Source organism: Lysobacter sp. GCM10012299, from assembly GCF_042649405.1.
In the GTDB taxonomy this organism is placed as follows: Bacteria; Pseudomonadota; Gammaproteobacteria; order Xanthomonadales; family Xanthomonadaceae; genus Lysobacter_J.
Genome location: NZ_JBHRZC010000004.1, coordinates 289,778 through 309,702, shown reverse-complemented (window position 1 = coordinate 309,702; position 19,925 = coordinate 289,778). Strand labels below are relative to the sequence as shown.

The window sequence follows — 19,925 nt, the reverse complement described above, 5'->3', positions numbered from 1 at the left end:
CCAGGAGCAGGCACAGGCCTGCCAGCCAAAGCCAAGAACAACGCCAAGACCAACGCGATGAACCACGTCCCATGTCTTCCCCTTGCCCTGTCGCCGTTGCCGTCGCGAGCGGACGGCGTCGACGTGCGCAGCTTATGCGCGCTCGGTTCAGTTACGCCATCCGTCCCCGACAGGCTCGGCTGACACCTATATCCGTATCCCACGGCAAACGGCGTGAACGCCCCGAACAGGCCTCCGGCGGCCGGGGGCGGGGTGGCCGCACGGTTGACGGGGGCGGCAACCTCGGATTAATGTATTAGCACGTTAATACATTAATACATGACCATGAAGCGACGCCCGCAGGAAACGGACCGTGGCGAAGACGACCTCGCCGGCCTCGCCTCGGCCCTGCTTGGGCTGCGCAGCCCGGACGAGGTGCGGGCCTTCCTCGAGGACCTGTGCACGCCGGCCGAGCTGGAGGCGATGACCGACCGCTGGCGCGTGGTGCCGCTGCTGTACGGCAACGTCCCGTACCGGGAGATCCACGACCGCACCCAGGTCAGCGTCACCACCATCGGGCGCGTCGCCCGCACCCTCGAACGCGGCGCGGGCGGTTATGCCATCGCGTACCAGCGTCAGGTCGACGAGGGCGACAAGAACACTTCCGAGGCCGGCAAGACCGGATCGGCATCCCCCAGCAACAGCGATTAGCCGAGTCCGTCGATGAGTCCCCCAGCCAACACCCCGGTGCGCGATCGACTGCGCATCGCCATCCAGAAATCCGGCCGACTGGCCGAGCCGGCGCGTGCGTTGCTGGCGTCCTGCGGCCTGAGCTGGCGCGAAAGCCGCGATCGCCTGTTCTGTTACGGCGAAAGCCTGCCGATCGACCTGCTGCTGGTGCGCGATGACGACATCCCGGGGCTGATCGCCGACGGGGTCTGCGACCTCGGCATCGTCGGCCGCAATGTCCTGCTCGAGCAGGAAGGCGGCCGCTCCGGCAACGGCCAGCCATCGGTGTTCCGCGAATGGCGGGCACTGGGTTTCGGCGGCTGCCGGCTGGCGCTGGCCGTGCCCGATGCGTGGGATTGGCAAGGTCCGGAGCAATTGACCGGCAAGCGCATCGCCACCAGCTACCCGGCGCTGCTGTCGCGCTGGCTCGAAGGCCAGGGCATCGCCGCCGACGTCGTGCTGCTGTCGGGCTCGGTGGAAATCGCGCCGCGACTGGGGCAGGCCGAGGCGATCTGCGACCTCGTCTCCAGCGGCGCAACGCTGTCGGCGAACCAGCTCAAGCCGGTGATGACCTTGCTGGAAAGCGAAGCCGTGCTGGCCGGCCCGTCCGCGGAGTTCGATCCGGTCCGCGGTGAACTGGCCGATCTCCTGCTGCGCCGCCTCGATGGCGCGCTGCGCATCCGCCACAGCAAGCTGCTGATGTTCCAGGCCCCGCGCAACCTCCTGCCGAGCCTGCTGCCGCTGCTGCCCGATGCAGAAGCACCGACGGTGATGCGCCTGGACGATGGCGACGATCTTGCCCTGCAGGCCCTGTGCCACGGTGCCGTCACCTGGCAGCGCCTGGAGGAACTCAAGCGCGCCGGCGCGCGCGGGCTGATGGTGTTGCCGGTGGAGGGCATGCTGGCATGAGCGCGACCACCATTGCTCCACCGATGCGCCGCGCCGACTGGAACCGGCTCGATGCGAGCGAGCGTGCGCTGTTGCTGCGACGCCCCGCCCAGCGCACCTCCGCGGTGACCACGACCGCCGTCGCCGCGATCATCGACGAGGTGCGCGAAAACGGCGATGCCGCGCTGCGCGCCTTCGCATTGCGCTTCGACGGCGTCGCGCTGGACGACCTGCGCGTTGGCGCAGACGAACTGGGTGCCGCGGCGGCGAAGCTGACGCCGGCATTGCGCCAGGCCATCGACGAAGCTGCCGCACGCATCGCCCTGTTCCACGAGGCCGGCATGAGCGCTGCCTACGCGGTCGACACAGCCCCCGGCGTGCGTTGCGAGCGGGTGCTGCGGCCGATCCGTCGCGTCGGCCTGTATGTGCCGGCGGGATCCGCGCCACTGCCGTCGACCGCGCTGATGCTGGGCGTGCCGGCGCACCTGGCCGGTTGCCCCGAAGTGGTGTTGTGCACGCCACCGCGCCCGGACGGCAGTGCAGATCCGGCCGTGCTGTACGCGGCGCAGCGTTGCGGCATCGACCGCATCTTCAAGATCGGCGGCGCGCAGGCGATCGCCGCGATGGCCTTCGGCACCGACAGTGTCTCGCGCTGCGACAAGTTGTTTGGCCCCGGCAATGCCTACGTCACCGAAGCCAAGCGCCAGGTCGCGCTGGGTCAGGACGGCCCGGCCATCGACATGCCGGCCGGTCCCTCGGAAGTGCTGGTGATCGCCGACGGCGGCGCCAACGCGGCCTTTGTCGCCGCCGACCTGCTGTCGCAGGCCGAGCACGGCCCGGACTCGCAGGTGGTATTGCTCAGCGACGACGATGCACTGCTCGATGCGGTCGCCATCGAACTGTCGCGGCAAGTCGAAACCCTGCCGCGGGCCGCGATTGCGCGTGAGGCGCTCGAGTCTTCCTGCGCGATCCGTGTCGATTCCATCGACCAGGCGCTCCAGGTCAGCAACGAATACGCGCCCGAGCACCTGATACTCGCCTTGCGCGATGCGCGACAGTGGCTGCCGCAAGTGCAGGCGGCCGGCTCGGTGTTCCTCGGCGACTGGGCACCGGAAGCATTGGGCGATTACTGCAGCGGCACCAACCACGTGCTGCCCACCAGCGGCGCGGCGCGGTTCAGCGGCGGCCTCAATGTCGCCAGCTTCCAGATCGCGATCACGGTGCAGGAAGTGCAGCCGCAGGGCATCGAGGCGATCGGCCCGTGCGCGGTGGAGCTGGCGCGCGCCGAAGGGCTGGATGCGCACCTCCAGGCGGTGGCGCTGCGCCTGCAGGCGGTGGCGGCATGAGTGCGGCCGCCGACACATTGAGGCCTGCCAGCAACCCGTTGCTGCTGGTGCGCGAAGACCTGCGCGACTTCGCCGGCTACCAGTCCGCGCGCAGCCAGCGGCTGCAGGGCACGGTGTGGCTCAACGCCAACGAATCGCCGTGGAACAACGATGCCGATCACGAGGGAGCGCTGCGCCGTTACCCCGATCCGCAACCGCAGGCCCTGCGCAACGCACTGTCGGAACTGTATGGCTGCGCACCCGGGCAACTGCTGGCAGGGCGGGGCAGCGATGAAGGCATCGATCTGCTGGTGCGCGCGGTGTGCCGCCCCGGCGGCGATGCCGTACTGGTCACCACGCCGACCTTCGGCATGTATGCCGTCAGTGCGCGCCTGCATGGCACTCGCGTGGTCGACGTGCCGTTGGTCGAATCCCCGCAGGGCTGGACGTGCGACTTCGCTGCGATCGCCGCAGCGGTGCGCCGCGAGGGCGTGAAGCTGGTGTTCCTCTGTTCGCCCGGCAACCCGACCGGCACACTGCTGCCGCTGGAAGACATCGCGTCCCTGGCGCGCGAAGTCGGCGGCCAGGCACTGGTCGTGGTCGACGAAGCCTACCTGGAGTACGCCGACGCGCCGTCTGCCATTGGGCTGTTGCCGGGACAACGCAATGTGGTCGTCCTGCGCACGTTGTCGAAGGCGCATGCGCTGGCGGCGGCGCGGATCGGCAGCGTGATTGCCGATGCCGACCTCATCGACTTGCTGCGGCGCTGCCAGGCGCCATACCCGCTGCCTGCGGCCTGCACCGCGCAGGCACTGCAGGCGCTGGCGCCGACGGCACGCGAACTCACAGCGGCACGTGTCGCCGCCATCCGCAGCGAGCGCGACGCATTGCAATCGGCCCTGTCCGCACTGACCGGCGTGCGTCGGGCCTACGACTCGCGCGCCAACTTCGTGCTCGCGCGCTTCGACGATGCCCAGGCCGCGTTCGACAGTCTTCTCGCGACCGGCGTGGTGGTCCGCGACATGCGCGCCGCCCCCGGTCTTGGCGATGCGTTGCGCATCAGCCTCGGCACGCCGGAGCAGAACCGGCAGGTGCTGTCGGCGCTTGCGGGGAGCGTGTCATGAGCGCAACCCCCATCCTGTTCGTCGACCGCGACGGCACCCTCATCGAGGAACCGTCCGACTTCCAGATCGACCGTTTCGACAAGCTCCGCTTCGTCGCCGGCGTGATCCCGGCCATGCTGCGCCTGCGCGACGCCGGCTACCAGTTCGTGATGGTCACCAACCAGGACGGGCTGGGCAGCGAGCAGTTCCCGCGCGCGGACTTCGATGGCCCGCACGGATTGATGCTGCAGGTATTCGAAAGCCAGGGGATCACCTTCCGCGACGTGCTGATCGACACCAGCCTGCCGGCGGACAACGCGCCCACGCGCAAGCCCGGCATCGGCCTGGCCTTGCCGTACCTGCAGGACCGCGGCATTGACTGGTCGCGATCGGCCATGGTCGGCGATCGCGAAACCGACAACGCGTTTGCGCGCAACCTCGGCATCCGCGCCTTCCAGTTGCGCACGGCGCAGTTCGGCGGTGAGTGGGACTGGAGCGGAATCGCCCATGCCCTGGCCGACGTGCCACGGACCGCACGCGTCACGCGCACCACCCGCGAGACACGGATCGAAGTTGGCCTCGACCTGGACCGCAGCGCCGACCCGGCCGTGACGACCGGACTGGGCTTCTTCGACCACATGCTCGAGCAGATCGGCAAGCACGGCGGATTCGCGCTGGAGCTGCGCTGCGAAGGCGACCTCCACATCGACGAGCACCACACCGTCGAAGACAGTGCCATCGCATTGGGCCAGGCCCTGCGCGAGGCGCTGGGCGACAAGCGTGGCATCGGCCGTTACGGATTCACGTTGCCGATGGACGAAAGCCTGGCCAGTGCCGCGCTGGATTTCTCCGGTCGTCCGTACTTCGTCTTCGACGGCACCTTCAACCGCGAGCGCGTGGGCGGCCTGCCGACCGAGCTGGTGCCGCATTTCTTCCGCTCGCTGTGCGAGGGCGCCGGCCTCAACCTCAACCTGCGCGTGCAGGGCGAGAACGACCACCACAAAGTCGAGGCCTGCTTCAAGGCAGTCGCGCGCGCATTGCGCCAGGCGATACGCCGCGAAGGAAACGAACTGCCCAGCACCAAGGGCAGCCTGTAGCGCGCAATGAACGTGATCAATGTGACACAAGCAACATCACAACTGGCCGACGGCATGCCATCGACCAAAGGTGTGCCACCGACCGAGGTCGTGCTCATCGACTGGGGTGGGGGGAACATCGGCTCGGTGCGTTACGCGCTTGAGAGGTTGGGTGCGCGCGCGGTGCTCAGTGCCGATGCCGACACCATCTCCGCTGCGCCGCGCGTGATCCTGCCAGGGGTCGGTGCTGCACCGCCGGCGATGGCACGGTTGCGCGAGCTCGGGCTGGTCGAGCCGATCCGTCGGCTGCGGCAGCCGCTGCTCGGGATCTGCCTGGGCATGCAGCTGCTGTACGAGTCCTCCGAAGAGGGCGACGTCGAGTGCCTGGGGCTGCTGCCCGGCCGCATCGTCCGCATGCCATCTGGACCGGGGGTAAGAGTGCCGCACATGGGTTGGAACCAGCTGCAACCGTCGCAACCGACGGGTCTGCTCGACGGCATCGATGCCGGCGCGCACGCCTACTTCGTGCACAGTTACGCCGCACCGCTGGGCGCGGCCACGCTGGCCAGCAGCGATCATGGTGGCGGCTTCACCGCGGTCGCCGGGCGTGGCAACTGCTACGGCGCGCAGTTCCACCCGGAACGCTCGTCGGCCGTGGGGCAACGCCTGCTGGCGAATTTCCTGGCAATGGAGGCGGCATGAGCGCCAACCCATTGCAGTCACGGGTAACCGGCATGGAGTTCGAGCTGTACCCGGCCATCGACGTGCGCGAAGGCCACATGGTGCGCCTGCACCAGGGCGACTACGGCCGCGAGACCCGCTACGAGGAACCACCTCTGCAGATGGCGATGCGCCATGCGCGCCTGGGCGCGCGCTGGCTGCACCTGGTCGATCTCGATGCCGCACGCCACGGCGGCTACACCCTGCAGCCGCTGCTGCGGGTGTTGGCGAGGACGACCTGGTTGCGCGTGCAGACCGGTGGTGGCGTGCGCAGCGAAGAAGACGTCGACGAGATCCTGCAGGCCGGTGCCGACCGCGTCGTGATCGGCTCGCTGGCCGTGCGCGATCCCGAGCGCGTGCTCGGCTGGGTCGCGCGCTTCGGCCCGGAGCGAATCACCATAGCCCTGGACGCGCGCCAGGACGACAACGGCGACTGGCAGCTGCCGGTGTCGGGCTGGACCGAACGCAGTGCTGCACGGCTCGAGACGCTGGTACGGCGTTTCGCCGATGGCGGCGTGCGTCACCTGCTCTGCACCGACATTTCCCGCGACGGCACGCTCGGCGGACCCAACCTGGATCTCTACCGGCTGATCGTCGGGCTGGCGCCGGAGCTGCATGTGCAGGCTTCCGGCGGTATCCGCGACGTCGCTGACATCCTCGCCGCGCGCGCGGCCGGATGCAGCGGCGCGGTCCTGGGCAAGGCACTGATCGAGCAACGCTTCGCCCTCGACGATGCAATCGAGCGGGTGGGGCGATGCTGAGCCGGCGCATCGTGCCGTGCCTGGACGTGCGCGACGGCCGCGTGGTCAAGGGCGTGCGCTTCCGCGACCACGTCGACATGGGCGACATCGTCGCGCTGGCGCTGCGCTACCGTGACGAGGGCGCCGACGAGCTGGTGTTCTACGACATCACCGCCAGTCCCGAAGGCCGCAGCGTGGACCGCGCCTGGGTCGAGCGCGTCGCGCGCGAAATCGACATCCCGTTCTGCGTCGCCGGTGGCATCCGCTCGGTGGAGGACGCACGCGCGGCGCTGCATGCCGGTGCCGACAAGGTCTCGATCAATACCCCGGCGCTGGAGCGCCCGGCGCTGATCGGTGAGATCGCCGAGGCATTCGGGCAGCAATGCGTCGTGGTCGGCATCGACAGCCTGCGCGATGACGACGGCCAATGGCGGGTGCGGCAGTACAGCGGCGATCCGTCGCGGACCAAGGCACTGTCGCAACGCACGCTCGACTGGGTCGATGAAGTGCAGCAGCGTGGCGCCGGCGAAATCGTCCTCAACTGCATGGGCAGCGATGGCGTCCGCGAGGGTTATGACATCGAGCAGCTGCGCGCCGTGCGCGAGCGCTGCCAGGTGCCGCTGGTGGCCTCGGGCGGCGCGGGCAGCATCGACCATTTCACCGAGGTGTTCCGCCAGGCCGACGTGGATGCCGCGCTGGCCGCGAGCGTGTTCCACTCCGGCGCCGTGCCCATTCCCGAACTCAAACGGCACCTGCGCGGGCAGGGCATCGAGGTGCGCGCATGACCACGGAAGCGGCCTCGCTGCAGCTGCCCTTCGACGAGCTCGCCTGGGACAAGCAGGGCGGCCTGCTGCCGGCCGTCGTCCAGGACGCCGACACGCTCGCGGTGCTGATGCTGGGCTACATGGATCGCGACGCGCTGCAGGCGACCCTCTCCAGTGGCCATGTGACGTTCTTCAGCCGCAGCCGCCAGCGCCAATGGACCAAGGGCGAAAGTTCCGGCCATTTCCTCGAGCTGGTGTCGGTCGAGCCGGACTGCGACGCCGACACGTTGCTGGTGCTTGCGCGTCCGCTCGGACCCACCTGCCACCTCGGCCGCGCCAGTTGCTTCCCGCAGGCGCCGGCACGTCCGTCGTTCCTGGGCGAACTCGACGCATTGATCGTCGCGCGCGACCGCGAGCGCCCGGTCGGCAGTTACACCACCTCGCTGTTCGAGGGCGGCATGCGCCGCATTGCCCAGAAGGTGGGCGAGGAGGGCGTGGAAACCGCCCTGGCGGCGGTGGCGCAGCCGGGTGAGGAACTGCTTGGCGAGGCCGCCGACCTCGTCTATCACCTGATGGTGCTGCTGCGCGCGCGCGGCCTGGGACTGGCCGAGGTCGAAGCCCTGCTGCGGCAACGCCATCGTGGCTGAGTGTGGCGGGTCGGTGGCTGACGCTTCCGGTTGACGCAGGCCGGGCCGATAATCGCCCGGCCACCGCGAATCCCTCGCCCAAGCCCCCTGGAACGCCACATGCTGCGATCGTCCCTTTGTGCCGTCGTCCTTGGCCTGCTGGCCACCAGCCACGTGCAGGCGCAGAACGCGCATCTGACCGGGGTCGTCTACAGCGACAGTAATGGCAACCAGCGCCGAGACGCATCCGAACGCGGCATCGCCGGCATCAAGGTCTCCAATGGCCGCGACCTCGCGACCAGCGATGCGCAAGGCCGCTACACATTGCCGGCGCGCGATGGCAGCACCGTGTTCGTGATCAAGCCGCCCGGTTATGCCACCGCCACCGGCAGCAACGGGCTGCCCCTGTTCTGGCATCACGTCTTTCCGGCGGGCTCGCCGAGCCTGCGTTACGGCGGTATCGCGGCCACGACCGGCGGTGAGCTGGATTTCCCGTTGCGCAAGCAGGCCAAGGTCGGCGGCGACCTGAAGATGCTGGTGTTCGGCGATCCGCAGCCCAAGAGCCTGGTCGACGTCGGCTACTACGAGCGCGACATCGTGCAGCCGCTGGTGGGCAAGCATGACGTGCGGCTGGGCGTGAGCATGGGCGACATCGTCAATGACGACCTGAGCCTGTACCCGGCGATGAACCGCGTCACTTCGCAGCTCGGCGTGCCGTGGATGCACGTGCCCGGCAACCACGACCTCGACTTCGATGCCAAGCGCGACGAAGACGCGCTGCTGTCGTTCCGCAATGTCTTCGGCCCCGACAGCTATGCTTGGGAAGAGCCGCAGGCGAGTTTCATCGTGCTCGACGACGTGGTCTACCTGCCGGGGCAGAATCCCGCCTACATCGGCGGCTTGCGCGAGGACCAGTTCGCCTTCCTGCAGGCCTACCTGGCGACGCTGCCGAAGGACCGGCGCGTGGTGATCTCGGTGCACATCCCGTTCTTCGAGCCGTACCCGGGCGTGGAGAGTTTCCGCCGCGTCGATCGCGATCGCCTGTTCGCGATGCTCAAGGACCACAGCCAGGTGTTGCTGCTGAGCGCGCACACCCACAACCAGCGCCACTATCGCCACGACGCCGGCACCGGCTGGCACGGCGCGCAGCCGCTGCACGAGTACAACGTCGGTGCGGCCTGCGGCGCGTTCTGGTCGGGCGTCAAGGATGCGCAGGGCATCCCCGACACCACCATGAGCGACGGCACGCCCAACGGCTACGCCTGGCTGACCTTCAAACCCGATGGCGAGTATTCGCTGCGTTACCAGGTCGCGCGTGCGCCGTCCGACCAGGCCATGCTGCTGTACGCGCCCAAGGTACTGCGACTCGGCGCGTGGGCGGCCAACGGCATCTACGCCAACGTGTTCATGGGCGACGCCGACAGTCGCGTCGAGTACCGCATCGACGAGGGCGCGTGGAAGCCGATGCGGCGCGTGTCGCAGCCGGACCCGACCCTGGTCGCCGAGAACCTCGCCGACGACAAGGCCGAGCAGCTGCGTGGCTACGACCGTTCGCCCGAAGCCGTGCCGTCGACCCACCTGTGGCGTGGCGTGCTGCCGACCGACGTCGGCCTGGGCGAACATCGCGTCCAGGTGCGCGTGTTCGATCGCTGGCGCGGTGAGCTGACGTCGGAAACCCGCTACCGCCTCGACCAGGCGAAGGAATAGGCCCGTGGCTTCGCCGCTGCCGGCCGACCTGCCGATCCAGTTGTTCCGTGATGCCGCGGCCTTCGAGCAGTGGCTGCGCGACCACGGCAGCGCGCCGGGGCTGTGGCTGAAGATCGCCAAGAAGGACCAGGGCGTGGTCTCGGTGACCTACGCCGAGGCGTTGGACGTGGCCCTGTGCCACGGCTGGATCGACGGCCTCAAGCGCGCCTGCGACGAGCAGTATTTCCTGCAGCGCTTCACGCCGCGACGGGCGAAAAGCCTGTGGTCGAAGATCAACGTCGGCAAGGTCGAGCGGTTGATCGCGGAGGGCCGAATGCAGGCAGGCGGTTTGCGCGAGGTCGAAGCTGCCCGTGCCGATGGCCGCTGGGATGCGGCCTATCATGCCGCCAGTGGCATGGAGGTTCCGCCGGAGCTTGCCGCGGCGCTGGCGAAGAATGCCAAGGCGCGGCGCTTCTTCGAACAGCTTGACGGCACCAACCGCTACGCCTTCTGCTGGCGCGTGCACACCGCGAAGAAACCGGAAACACGGATCGCGCGCGCGGCGAAGTTCGTCGAGATGCTTGCCAGGGGCGAGAAGATCCACGCCTGACGCGTCGTCCCGGCGAAAGCCGGGACCCATTTTTCTCCAAGCCTCTCGGGTCGCCCCAGGGTCAACATGGATCCCGGCGTTCGCCGGGATGACGTTGACTGTTCAGCCCAGTTCGATCTGATCAAAGCGCTCCACGCGCGCATGCCCGTGCGTGGCGTCACCCTCGCGCGGTCGCGGATAGTCCTCGCGGCGATCGATCAGCACCGTCTGCAGCCCAGCCTCGCGCGCAGCGTCGAGCTCCTCGACCACGTCGGACAGGAACACGATCTCCCCAGCAGGAATCGCCATCGCCTCGACGATGTTGCGGTAGCTCTGCGCGTCGCGCTTGCCGCCCATCTCGGTGTCGAACCAGCCCGAGAACAGCGCGGTCAGGTCGCCGGCGTCGCTGTGGCCGAAGAACAGCCGTTGCGCCGGCACGCTGCCCGAGGAGTACACGTACAACGGCAAGCCCGCGGCGTGCCAGCCGCGCAGCGCCGGCGCGGCGTCCGGATAGATGTGCGCGGTGAAGTCGGCGCTCTTGTAGCCGTCGGCCCAGATCATGCCCTGCAGGGCCTTGAGCGCGGTGTGCTTGCGGTCTTCGTCGATCCAGCCCTGCAGCACTTCGACGATCATCGCGTCGTCGCACATGCCGCCGTTCTCGGTGGCGACGGCATCGAGCCATTTGCGCACCGCCGGCTCCTTGCCGCGCGCGGCGACGAAGCGGGGCAGGGCGCGGCGGGCATACGGGAACAGCACGTCCTTGACGAAGGAAATGCTGCTGGTGGTGCCCTCGATGTCGGTCAGGATGGCGCGGGTGGTCATCCGGCCTGCCCCTTCTCGTAGCGCGGGAAGCGCTGGGCGATGTCGGTGCCGGTGAAGTGGCCCACCCAGCCATCGGGCTCGGTGAAGAAGCGGATCGCGATGAAGCTCGGTTCCGGTCCCATGTCGAACCAGTGGCGCGTGCTGTCGGGCACGGCGATCAGGTCGCCCTGTTCGCACTTGATCTCGTACACCAGCTCGCCGACATGCAGGGTGAACAGCCCGGAACCGGCAACGAAGAAACGCACCTCGTCTTCCTTGTGGAAGTGCTCGTCGAGGAACTTCGCGCGCATGGTGTCGCGCTGCGGGTTGTCCGGGGCAATGCTGACCACGTCGACGGTCTTGAAGCCGCGCTCGCTGACCAGTCGATCGATGTCGGCGCGATAGGCCTCCATGATCTTTTCCGGCCCGTCGCCCGGGGCGACCGGCGCGCTGGCCTGCCACTGCTCGAAGGCAACGCCAATGCGCTGCAGTTCGCGCGCAATTTCGGCCTGGTCGCTGGTGGCGAGGCTCGGCGTGGTGGTGTCGGTCTCACTGAAAATGCGCAGGCGGCTCATCGCTGCAGTCTCCTGATTTCAAGCTCGCAGCCGAGCAGGAATTCGAATGCTTCCAGGTGGCGTCGGGCTTCCATCATGTCCTTGCCCCAGGCATACAGCCCATGGCCGTCGATGAGGTAGCCCCACATTTCCTTGCGGTCGAGCAGGCAGTCGACCTGCGCGGCCAGCGTGTGCATGTCCTGGCTGTTGGGCAGCACCGGCAGCTCGACGCTCATCTCGTGGGTGGTGTTGCCGCTGAAGGCTTTCAAGAGCTCATAGCCTTCCAGGTGCACGTGGCCCTGGCCGGAGTACAGGCGCGAGGCCACGGTCTGCACCTTGGAATGCGTGTGCAGGACGCAGCCGATCTCGGCGAAGCGCTTGTAAAGCTGGGTATGCAGCAGCGTCTCGGCAGAGGACTTGTTGCTGGTCGCGACCGGGTTGCCGTCGAGGTCGACGACCATGATGTCGGCCTCGGTCAGGCGGCCCTTGTCGCGCCCGGAGACGGTGATGGCGATGTGCTGGTCGTCCATGCGGCGCGAGAAATTGCTGCTGGTCGCCGGGGTCCAGCCCAGCTCCGACAGCTCGCGCACGTTGACGATGATCTCCCCGGCGCAATGCGCCAGGCGCTGGGGGTCGTAAGGCAGTGGGGTGCTCATGGCGAAAGTGTAGCGAAACCGGCGGCAAAGCCGTGTTTCGGCAATGGGCCGGAGCGTCGGGAAAGGGGATGGGCGACGCCAGGGGTGCCAGGCCCCGCCTGACCCTGGCCTGTGACATCTGGCCTGCCGTTCCAGTCACATTTGAGACGTTTCTGATGGAGCTGCGTTTCCCGCGCTGGTCCACTGGCCGCTCCAGATGTCCGGTGGGTCGCCGCCGCAGCAATCCCGTAGCAAGGCCGCAGGCGGGGCCTCCCTGGCCCGGGCACGCCAAGGCATCCTCGCCCTCCAGCAGCGCGCTCGACCATCGGAGCTGGACCTTTTTTGGAGCAGCGCTCCGCGATCAGAGGTCCTCATGCAATCAACAAGAAGAATCGGGCTGGCGGGTTTGATGCTCGCCCTGCTCGGCACCCTCCTGCTGGCCGGCTGCGATTTCCGCAGCGTTGACGTCGGGCAGCCGCGCGAGCAAAGCCCCCGGACTTCAGCGCCGCCCCCGGACATCTCGCAGATGGGCGGGGAGTGGGTGGTGATCACCACCGGAACCGGCAAGAAGGGCGACAAGGTCGCCAGCTCGTGGTACCTGCTGCGGTTCCGCGAAGACAGTACGGCGAAGTTGCTGTGGGTCACGCCCGGGCATTACGCCCGCGAGCGGGTGAGCTACACCCAGGAAGGGGGCGTGGTGACGTTGCAGGGAGCGGTGGAGGCCCCGCAGGTCAATGGCGTGCCGTTCCGGCTCGGCAGTGGCGAAACCATGCTGGCCAGCATTCCCGGCATCGGGGGCGGCGAGAACCTGTCGTTCACCCACCGCAGCATTGGCTGGCCTTACGTGCACTGGCTGCTGATCTTCGCCGGCCTGGCCGCGGCCTTCCTGATGTGGCGACAGTGGAAGTGGTTCACGCCGATCGTCTGCGGCCTCGGCATCGTGGTGATGAGCTTCTACTGGATCAACGAATCCGGCGTGACCTCCGTGTTCCGCTGGGTCAAGCTCTACACCCTGGTGGTGTCGATCTGGTTCTTCTGGTTCGTACGCTATACGCCGCTGCACAAGTACAAGTGGATGCGGTTCCTGGTGGCCGCGATCCTTGCGGTGAACATCCTGGAGGCGGTCGAGGTGGATTTCACCTCCGGTTACCTGCCCAACCTGCTCAACGGTGCCGCCGGCATCCTCAACATCCTGGCGATCACCCGCTGGAACGGCATCGGACCCAACCGCACCGGCGTGCGTGACCTGGTATGGCCCGGCCAGGCAGTGCTGTGGATCATTGCCTACGACATCTGGAACGTGACGTTCTCGTACCTGAACTTCAACGAGTACACGTCCAACAGCATGGCGCTGAACCTGGTGCCGACGCTGATCGCGTTGTGGATCCCGGGCGTCTGGGTGGCGGCCCGCGGTACGACGCTCGGATTCTTCTACCTGTACCTGTTCACCTTCAGCGTGTTCGTGATGGAGAAGGGTTTCGTGCCGATTCCGATCAACGAAACCTCCGCCCTGGTCGTTGCCAGCGCGAGCTTCGCCATCAACCTGGTGCTGTGTGCGCTGGTGTGGAACTGGAAGCTGTTCCAGCGCGGTCCTGCCTGGCTGAACTTCGGCCAGTACCGCCATGCCGAACACATCGAGGGTGTGCACGACTCGATCCATGTCGGCTTGGACACGATCCCGGCGATGGCCGATTACCCTCCGGCAAAGCCGAAGGCGGAAGAAGCGCCGACGTCGGCGACAGCGGCCGGCTAGCATCGCGGGCGCAGGGGTGTCTGGCCGCATTCGTGCGGCCAGACTTTTGCGGTGATCAGCGGCGCGGTTGGCCGCCGCCCATCATCGAGCCGGCCAGCCCGATCAGATCGGAGAAGTCGGTATCGCCATCGCCATCGCGATCAAGCACGGCGCCGAGCAAACCGCCACCGATCCCGCCCTGCTGGGTGATCGTCTGCTGTTCCTGCCCCAGCGCCTGTTCGAGCGACTGCGGTGAGGCCGGCAACTGGCTGGCCAGCGTGTTGCCACCGCTGGAGAACACCTGCTTGGCGAGGTAGGCCATCACGATCGGGGCGAGCACCTGCAACAGCGTGCCGGCCTGGTTGCTGCCCAGTCCCGTTGCCGCGCCGAGTCCCTGCGCAGCACCCTGTTGGCGGGCACCGAAGATGTGGCCGAGGATCTGACCGCCCTGGCCGGCACCGCCGCCGCCCAGTACCGAGCCAAGCACGCTGCCGATGTCGAGACTCGAGTGATCGCGCTCCAGCGCGCCGTACAGCGCCTGCGCGCCCTGCGGTTGTCCGGCATTTCGGCCAAGTGCGCCCAGCAGCAGCGGCAGCGCCGCGGATACGGCTCCGTTTGCTTGCGAGGGCGAGAGTCCGAGTTGTTGTCCGATCTGGGCCAGCGGCTGTCCCTGCAGCTGGTTGAGGAGATCATCGGTCAACGAAGTGGTCATTGCAGTCAGTCCGTTGGGTGGGGACTAACGATCCTAGCGCTGCGCCGTTCAGCGCCCGTGACGGTGGATGCGTCATCCCCGCGTTCGCGGGGATGACGCATCGCAGGAAGTATCAGCCTGCTTCGACCGGCTCGTTGCTACGCGGTGCGGCAGCCGCCTCCAGGCCCAGTGCTTTCGCGACGCCCGCGCCGTACGCCGGGTCGGCCTTGCTGCAGTTGCCGATGTGGCGCAGCTTGATGAACTCCGGTGCGTCGCCCATCGCGCGGGCGGTGTTGTCGAACAGCACCTGCTGCTGTTCCGGCGACATCAGGCGGAACAGGTCACCCGGCTGCTTGTAGTAGTCGGCATCGTCTTCGCGGAAATTCCAGAAGTCGGCGTTGCCGTTGATCTTCAGCGGCGGTTCGCGATATTCGGGCTGCTCCTGCCACTGCTGGTAGCTGTTGGGCTCGTAGTGCAGCGTGCCGCCGTAGTTGCCGTCCACGCGCATCGCGCCGTCGCGGTGGTTGCTGTGCACCGGGCAGCGTGCGGAATTGACCGGGATCTGGTGGTGGTTGACGCCGAGCCGGTAGCGCTGCGCATCGGAGTACGCGAACAGGCGCGCCTGCAGCATCTTGTCCGGCGAGACGCTGATGCCGGGCACCAGGTTGTTCGGGGCGAAAGCGCTTTGCTCGACGTCGGCGAAGAAGTTCTCCGGATTGCGGTTGAGTTCCATCACGCCCACTTCGATCAGCGGGTAATCCTTCTTCGGCCATACCTTGGTCAGGTCGAAGGGGTGGTAGGGGACTTTCTCGGCATCCGCTTCGGGCATGACCTGGATGTACATCGTCCACTTCGGGAACTCGCCGCGTTCGATCGCATCGAACAGGTCGCGCTGGTGGCTCTCGCGGTCGCTGCCCACGAGTTGCGCGGCTTCGGCGTCGGTCAGGTTCTTGATGCCCTGCTGGGTCTTGATGTGGAACTTGACCCAGAAGCGCTCATTGGCGGCATTGATGAAGCTGTAGGTATGCGAGCCGAAGCCGTGCATGTGGCGGTAGCTGGCGGGAATGCCGCGATCGCTCATGACGATGGTGACCTGGTGCAGCGCTTCGGGCAGGCTGGTCCAGAAGTCCCAGTTGTTACGCGCACTGCGCAGGTTGGTCTTCGGGTCGCGCTTGACCGCCTTGTTGAGGTCGGGGAACTTGCGCGGGTCGCGCAGGAAGAACACCGGCGTGTTGTTCCCGACCAGGTCCCAGTTGCCTTCCTCGGTGTAGAACTTCAGGGCGAAACCGCGGATGTCGCGCTCGGCATCGGCGGCGCCACGTTCGCCGGCGACGGTGGTGAAGCGGGCGAACATCTCGGTCTTCTTGCCCACGGCGCTGAAGATCTTCGCGCGCGTGTACCTGCTGATGTCATGGGTGACGGTGAAGGTGCCGAAGGCGCCGGAGCCCTTGGCGTGCATGCGGCGCTCGGGAATGATCTCGCGGTTGAGGTTGGCGAGCTTCTCGATCAGCCATACGTCCTGCATCAGCACCGGGCCGCGCGGGCCGGCGGTCATGCTGTTCTGGTTGTCGACTACCGGTGCGCCAAAGGCGGTGGTCAGCGGGGTCTTCTCGGGCTTGTCGGTGGGGTTGCTCATGGCGCGTTCCTTCGTTGGCGATGTGGCTACGAGGCTAAGGAGGAATAACGATCGAGGAAAATCGTTTCTGGCGAATGACTTGATAGGGCGGAGCTATTGACGCGCACGGCCAGCCGCACAGCGGTCGCTGTCGATTTGTAATCGTTCAGGTGTTCACGCGGCGTCTACATGGCGCGGCGTCGGGGCGCGACGGGCGGGCCCGGATAGTGGCCCGGATGGGCGGGCCGCATCCTTTGCGGCCCGCCGTGCGGCTCAGCCGCCGTTGTCGCTGATGACGTCGAATTCGCCTGCCAGGACGCGGTCGAGGCGACCGCTGCGCCAGCCGCGCGTCGTGTCGCGAACCAGCGGCGACGGCAACAGGCGATAGCGCCGGCTGATGCGGCGGTCTTCCGTATCGCGGAGCAGTGGCCGGCGCGCCTGCCCGGGCAGGTCGGCCGCCACCTGGACGTGCAGCGCGATGCGACGCGCTCCCTGGCTGTCGCTCTCCAGTTCCATCACGTGCAGGCCGGCCTCACCCTGGAGCAGGTCCAGCGCGCCGAATCCGCTGATGGCCAGCCAAGCGCTGCACCGCTGCGCGTCCTGGGCAAGCACTTCCACGCGCATGTTGCGCCGTTGCGCCCATTCCAGGTACATGCCCAGTGCCTGCTGCCACCAGATGCGCGTCTGCGCGCCGTCGCGGCGCAGGTCCGATTCGTTGGCGCCGATGTCGATCATTGCATCCTGGGCGCGTCCTTCGAGCACGCCGTCGATTGCCAGCCCGAGCAGGAACAGCAGTTGCGTCAGGCGCGCAACGAACTCGCCGTTGCCGCCGTCGCCGGCCAGGCGGGTGCCGAGGCGTTGCGCGCTCTCGAGCGCACTTTCGATGCGGTCGCGACGCTCGATGCGGTCGAGCACTTCGAAGCGCGCAGGTTCGGACCAGAAATCGGTCCGTGCCATGCGCGAGAAGTCATCATCGCGTGCATCGATCCACGCCCGGGTGGCGACGGTGTCCTGCAGTTGCCGGAGCCGTTCGAGCAGGCGCGCCCTTGCCGCGGGCTCTGCCGATGGCTGGTACACCAGGTCGCGCAGGTCGGCATCGTGCACGTGGCCGACCGCAGGCGGCGCGGTGCCGTCGGCGACCCCTTCGCCGTCCGGGTCGATGAACTGGACATCGAGGTGGTCGCCGGCGCTGCGCACGAACAGGAACTGTCCTCCCTGCGGCGCGCGGTGCTCGACGATGCTGCGTGCCAGCGGCGCCAGCAGGTGGTGCTCGATCGCCCGTCGCAGCGGGCGTGCGCCCAGGTCCGGGGTGAAGCCGCGGTCGAGCAGGAACTCGATCGCCGACGGTTCCCATTCCACCGCCCAGTCGCGATTGCGCAGGCCACGACGGGTCAGCGTGCGGTTCAGCTCCTTGTGCAGGATCTCGCGCATCAACGAACGGTCGAGCGGATTGAACAGGACGATGCGGTCGAGGCGATTGAGGAACTCGCGGCGGAACGTCTCGAACAGAACCTTCTCGACATGGCTGCGCGAATAGCCGCCTGCCGTGGAGGCAGTGAAGCCGGGGCCGGCGCTGCGCGAAATGGTCGAGCCGGCGTTGCTGGTGAGGATGATGATGCTGTGGCGGAAATCGGCGGTGTTGCCGCTTCGATCGCTGAGGCGGGCATCGTCGAATACCTGCAGGAACAGGTCCCAGACCTTCGGGTGCGCCTTTTCAAACTCGTCCAGCAGCACGACCGAGAACGGTTGCTCGCGGATCATCGAGGTCAGCGAGCGCACGCCGCCTTGGGTGTCGTCGGCAGTCAGGCGCCAGGCCGAGTCTTCCGACTGGAATTCGCTCATGTCCAGCCGCAGCAGCCGTTCGCTGCTGCCGAACAGGAGTTCGCCGAGGGCCTTGGCCAGTTCTGTCTTGCCGGTGCCGGTGGGGCCGGCGAACAGGAACACACCAACCGGCCGGGAGCTGTCCACCAGGCCGGACTTCAGCATCGCGATGCGACCGATCAGGCATTCAACCGCTTCGTGCTGGCCGATCACGCGCTGGCCGAAGAATGCGCGCAGGGTGTCCAGGTCGAGCACCTGGCGGTCGTCGAGTACCTCCAGCGGCAGGCCGCTGCGATTGGCGATCGCCGCCAGCAGCACCTCACCGTCCAGGGGCAGGCGCTGCGGCTCGGCCGCGGTCGCGATCGACAGGGCATCCTCGAGCAGGCGCAGTGTCCGCCCGGGCTCGTGCTGTTCCGGGAAGTACTGGGCGGCCATGCGTGCGGCCTCGTCGAGGCTGGCCGCGTCGGCCACGATGGCGCCGTCCCGTGGTGACTGCATCGCGGCCCAGCCACGGGCGATGTCGCCCAGCACCGAGCTGGTGACGGGTTGCAGCTGCACGATCTCGAAGTGGTGCTTGATTGCCGGGCGTGCAAGCTGCAACTGCGCCATCTGGCGCGGCGTGAGTTCACCCACCAGCAGCAACTCGCCGCGTTCCACCGCCGGCAACAACAGGTCGAGGATGCCGCGCGGGTCACGACTGTGGCTGCCCTTGTGCAGCAGGTCGAAGAAATCCGGCACGCGCCACAGTGCGCGCCTGCGGTGCAGCACACCGAGCATTTCGCGCACGCGCTGCTCGAGCTCGCCGATGTACTTCTGTCCCGCCAGGATCTCCGCGGCGGAGGCCTCGAACACCAGCCAGCCCTCGCCGAGCAGGCCATCGACGAGGCGGTCGATCAGGGTGCTCTTGCCGACGCCGGACTCGCCCACCACCAGCGCCGAAGCCGGTTCGCGGCCGGTGCACAGCTCGTGCAGGCGCTGCCAGTTGTTCTCCAGCTCGCTGTGATCGATCCGGCGCCGCTCGCCCGGGCGTGACATCACCCGGCCGAAACCGCTGAGCACGCGTCGTTCGCGGCGCAGCGCCAGGTCCGCGTCAACCCGGGCCAGGATCGCCCGCAAGGATGGCTCCTGGAATTTCTCCAGTACCTGGCGAAGGGTTCCCAGTGCGTCTTCGTCGAGGTCGTCCAGAGGCGCAACAGCGGCCTCCTGGGTGGCGGGATGCGCGTCGGCCCAGCGCAGGTACTCGCGCAGGCGCAGGCGACAGGGCTGGAAGTCCCACCACCAGTCGCGAGCGTGCCGCATCAGCTGCGGCAGGGCAGCTGCATCGGGCTGGGCCTGCAGGTACTCGAGCAGGAACTGCAGGGCGAAACCGCCCAGGCCGGGGGCTGCGGAGACGGCGGTTTCGACGCTGACGTCAGGCCGCGACCGCAGTGCCGTGGCGGCCATGGAAGGCAGCACGTAGCCGGGACTGGTCAGGGCATTGCTGAGGTCCTCGATACTGAAGGCGCCACCGGCCAGCAGTTGCACGCCTTCCTTGAAGGCCGGAAGCGCGGCCAGGTCGGCCGGACGCTGGATGCGATCGTCCTGCGCTTCCAGTTCCAGCTTCAGCCGATGCAGGCGATCGGCCGGCGTCTCGCTTGCGGACTCGGGTGCATCGGTGGTCGCTTCTGGCGCGATGTCGGGCATCGCATCTGCGGTGGTCGCGGCAGCGACCGCAGGCGGCGACCCGCGCCAGGCAACATAAGCAAAGCGCAGCGCCACGCCGACACACGTGCCGGCAGCGAACCACCACAGATCCATGACCACCCCTGTTCCCTTTCCCTCGATCTAGTGTAGCGAGGTGACGGGGGCCTG

General features: G+C 67.7%; 18 protein-coding genes. 12 read left to right on the top strand and 6 right to left on the bottom strand.

Annotated features, from left to right (window positions below):
- Positions 1–324: 324 nt before the first annotated feature.
- The 11 genes from ACFOPO_RS12545 to ACFOPO_RS12495 all read left to right on the top strand — a co-directional run bounded on the left by ACFOPO_RS12545 (position 325) and on the right by ACFOPO_RS12495 (position 10,246).
- Positions 325–690 (top strand): YerC/YecD family TrpR-related protein, encoded by a 366-nt coding sequence (locus tag ACFOPO_RS12545; protein ID WP_386703549.1) that lies wholly within the window; start codon positions 325–327, stop codon positions 688–690.
- A gap of 12 nt (positions 691–702) precedes the next feature.
- The gene (hisG, locus tag ACFOPO_RS12540) at positions 703–1,617 is read left to right on the top strand and encodes an ATP phosphoribosyltransferase (protein WP_386703548.1); all 915 of its coding nucleotides are present in this window, start codon (positions 703–705) and stop codon (positions 1,615–1,617) included.
- A gap of 23 nt (positions 1,618–1,640) precedes the next feature.
- Positions 1,641–2,942 carry a histidinol dehydrogenase gene (hisD, locus tag ACFOPO_RS12535; RefSeq protein WP_386703872.1) on the top strand — a complete coding sequence of 434 codons (1,302 nt, stop codon included), beginning with the start codon at positions 1,641–1,643 and terminating at the stop codon, positions 2,940–2,942.
- Positions 2,939–4,045 (top strand): histidinol-phosphate transaminase, encoded by a 1,107-nt coding sequence (gene hisC, locus ACFOPO_RS12530; protein ID WP_386703547.1) that lies wholly within the window; start codon positions 2,939–2,941, stop codon positions 4,043–4,045. Before hisD ends, hisC begins: the two co-directional genes overlap by 4 nt.
- Positions 4,042–5,121 carry a bifunctional histidinol-phosphatase/imidazoleglycerol-phosphate dehydratase HisB gene (gene hisB / locus ACFOPO_RS12525; RefSeq protein ID WP_386703546.1) on the top strand — a complete coding sequence of 360 codons (1,080 nt, stop codon included), beginning with the start codon at positions 4,042–4,044 and terminating at the stop codon, positions 5,119–5,121. Before hisC ends, hisB begins: the two co-directional genes overlap by 4 nt.
- 54 nt (positions 5,122–5,175) lie before the next feature.
- Positions 5,176–5,802: an imidazole glycerol phosphate synthase subunit HisH gene (gene hisH, locus ACFOPO_RS12520; protein WP_386703545.1), complete on the top strand. Its 627-nt coding sequence runs from the start codon at positions 5,176–5,178 to the stop codon at positions 5,800–5,802.
- A gap of 32 nt (positions 5,803–5,834) precedes the next feature.
- Positions 5,835–6,581, top strand: coding sequence for a 1-(5-phosphoribosyl)-5-[(5-phosphoribosylamino)methylideneamino]imidazole-4-carboxamide isomerase (hisA, locus tag ACFOPO_RS12515; protein ID WP_386703871.1), 747 nt, complete (start codon positions 5,835–5,837; stop codon positions 6,579–6,581).
- A complete protein-coding gene (hisF, locus tag ACFOPO_RS12510) occupies positions 6,575–7,345 on the top strand; it encodes an imidazole glycerol phosphate synthase subunit HisF (RefSeq protein WP_386703544.1) in 771 nt (256 codons plus the stop codon). The genes hisA and hisF overlap by 7 nt, the downstream gene beginning before the upstream one ends.
- Positions 7,342–7,971, top strand: a complete 630-nt coding sequence (gene hisIE / locus ACFOPO_RS12505; RefSeq protein WP_386703543.1) for a bifunctional phosphoribosyl-AMP cyclohydrolase/phosphoribosyl-ATP diphosphatase HisIE — start codon at positions 7,342–7,344, stop codon at positions 7,969–7,971. Before hisF ends, hisIE begins: the two co-directional genes overlap by 4 nt.
- Positions 7,972–8,070: 99 nt before the next feature.
- Positions 8,071–9,657 (top strand): calcineurin-like phosphoesterase C-terminal domain-containing protein, encoded by a 1,587-nt coding sequence (locus tag ACFOPO_RS12500; RefSeq protein ID WP_386703542.1) that lies wholly within the window; start codon positions 8,071–8,073, stop codon positions 9,655–9,657.
- A 4-nt stretch (positions 9,658–9,661) separates the two neighbouring features.
- Positions 9,662–10,246, top strand: coding sequence for a YdeI family protein (locus ACFOPO_RS12495; protein ID WP_386703541.1), 585 nt, complete (start codon positions 9,662–9,664; stop codon positions 10,244–10,246).
- Between the two features lie 102 nt (positions 10,247–10,348).
- On the opposite strand, the gene mtnC is transcribed toward ACFOPO_RS12495, so the two are convergent.
- Genes mtnC through ACFOPO_RS12480 form a run of 3 tightly spaced genes read right to left on the bottom strand, consistent with a single transcriptional unit; the run spans position 10,349 to position 12,236 of the window.
- Positions 10,349–11,047 carry an acireductone synthase gene (gene mtnC / locus ACFOPO_RS12490; protein WP_386703540.1) on the bottom strand — a complete coding sequence of 233 codons (699 nt, stop codon included), beginning with the start codon at positions 11,045–11,047 and terminating at the stop codon, positions 10,349–10,351.
- On the bottom strand, positions 11,044–11,601 hold the full coding sequence (locus ACFOPO_RS12485) for an acireductone dioxygenase (RefSeq protein ID WP_386703539.1): 558 nt from the start codon (positions 11,599–11,601) through the stop codon (positions 11,044–11,046). Before ACFOPO_RS12485 ends, mtnC begins: the two co-directional genes overlap by 4 nt.
- Complete coding sequence (locus ACFOPO_RS12480) at positions 11,598–12,236, bottom strand: methylthioribulose 1-phosphate dehydratase (protein WP_386703538.1); 639 nt, start codon at positions 12,234–12,236, stop codon at positions 11,598–11,600. The genes ACFOPO_RS12485 and ACFOPO_RS12480 overlap by 4 nt, the downstream gene beginning before the upstream one ends.
- A gap of 388 nt (positions 12,237–12,624) precedes the next feature.
- Between ACFOPO_RS12480 and ACFOPO_RS12475 the strand changes: the two genes are divergently transcribed.
- A complete protein-coding gene (locus tag ACFOPO_RS12475) occupies positions 12,625–13,968 on the top strand; it encodes a DUF5692 family protein (protein WP_386703537.1) in 1,344 nt (447 codons plus the stop codon).
- 55 nt (positions 13,969–14,023) lie between these two features.
- Here ACFOPO_RS12475 and ACFOPO_RS12470 read toward each other — a convergent pair whose 3' ends face one another.
- The 3 genes from ACFOPO_RS12470 to ACFOPO_RS12460 all read right to left on the bottom strand — a co-directional run bounded on the left by ACFOPO_RS12470 (position 14,024) and on the right by ACFOPO_RS12460 (position 19,871).
- A complete protein-coding gene (locus tag ACFOPO_RS12470; protein ID WP_386703536.1) occupies positions 14,024–14,659 on the bottom strand; it encodes a DUF937 domain-containing protein in 636 nt (211 codons plus the stop codon).
- A gap of 112 nt (positions 14,660–14,771) precedes the next feature.
- Entirely contained in the window at positions 14,772–16,274 is a 1,503-nt protein-coding gene (locus tag ACFOPO_RS12465; protein ID WP_386703535.1) for a catalase, read from the bottom strand.
- Between the two features lie 252 nt (positions 16,275–16,526).
- The gene (locus ACFOPO_RS12460) at positions 16,527–19,871 is read right to left on the bottom strand and encodes an AAA family ATPase (protein ID WP_386703534.1); all 3,345 of its coding nucleotides are present in this window, start codon (positions 19,869–19,871) and stop codon (positions 16,527–16,529) included.
- Between the last annotated feature and the right edge of the window lie 54 nt (positions 19,872–19,925).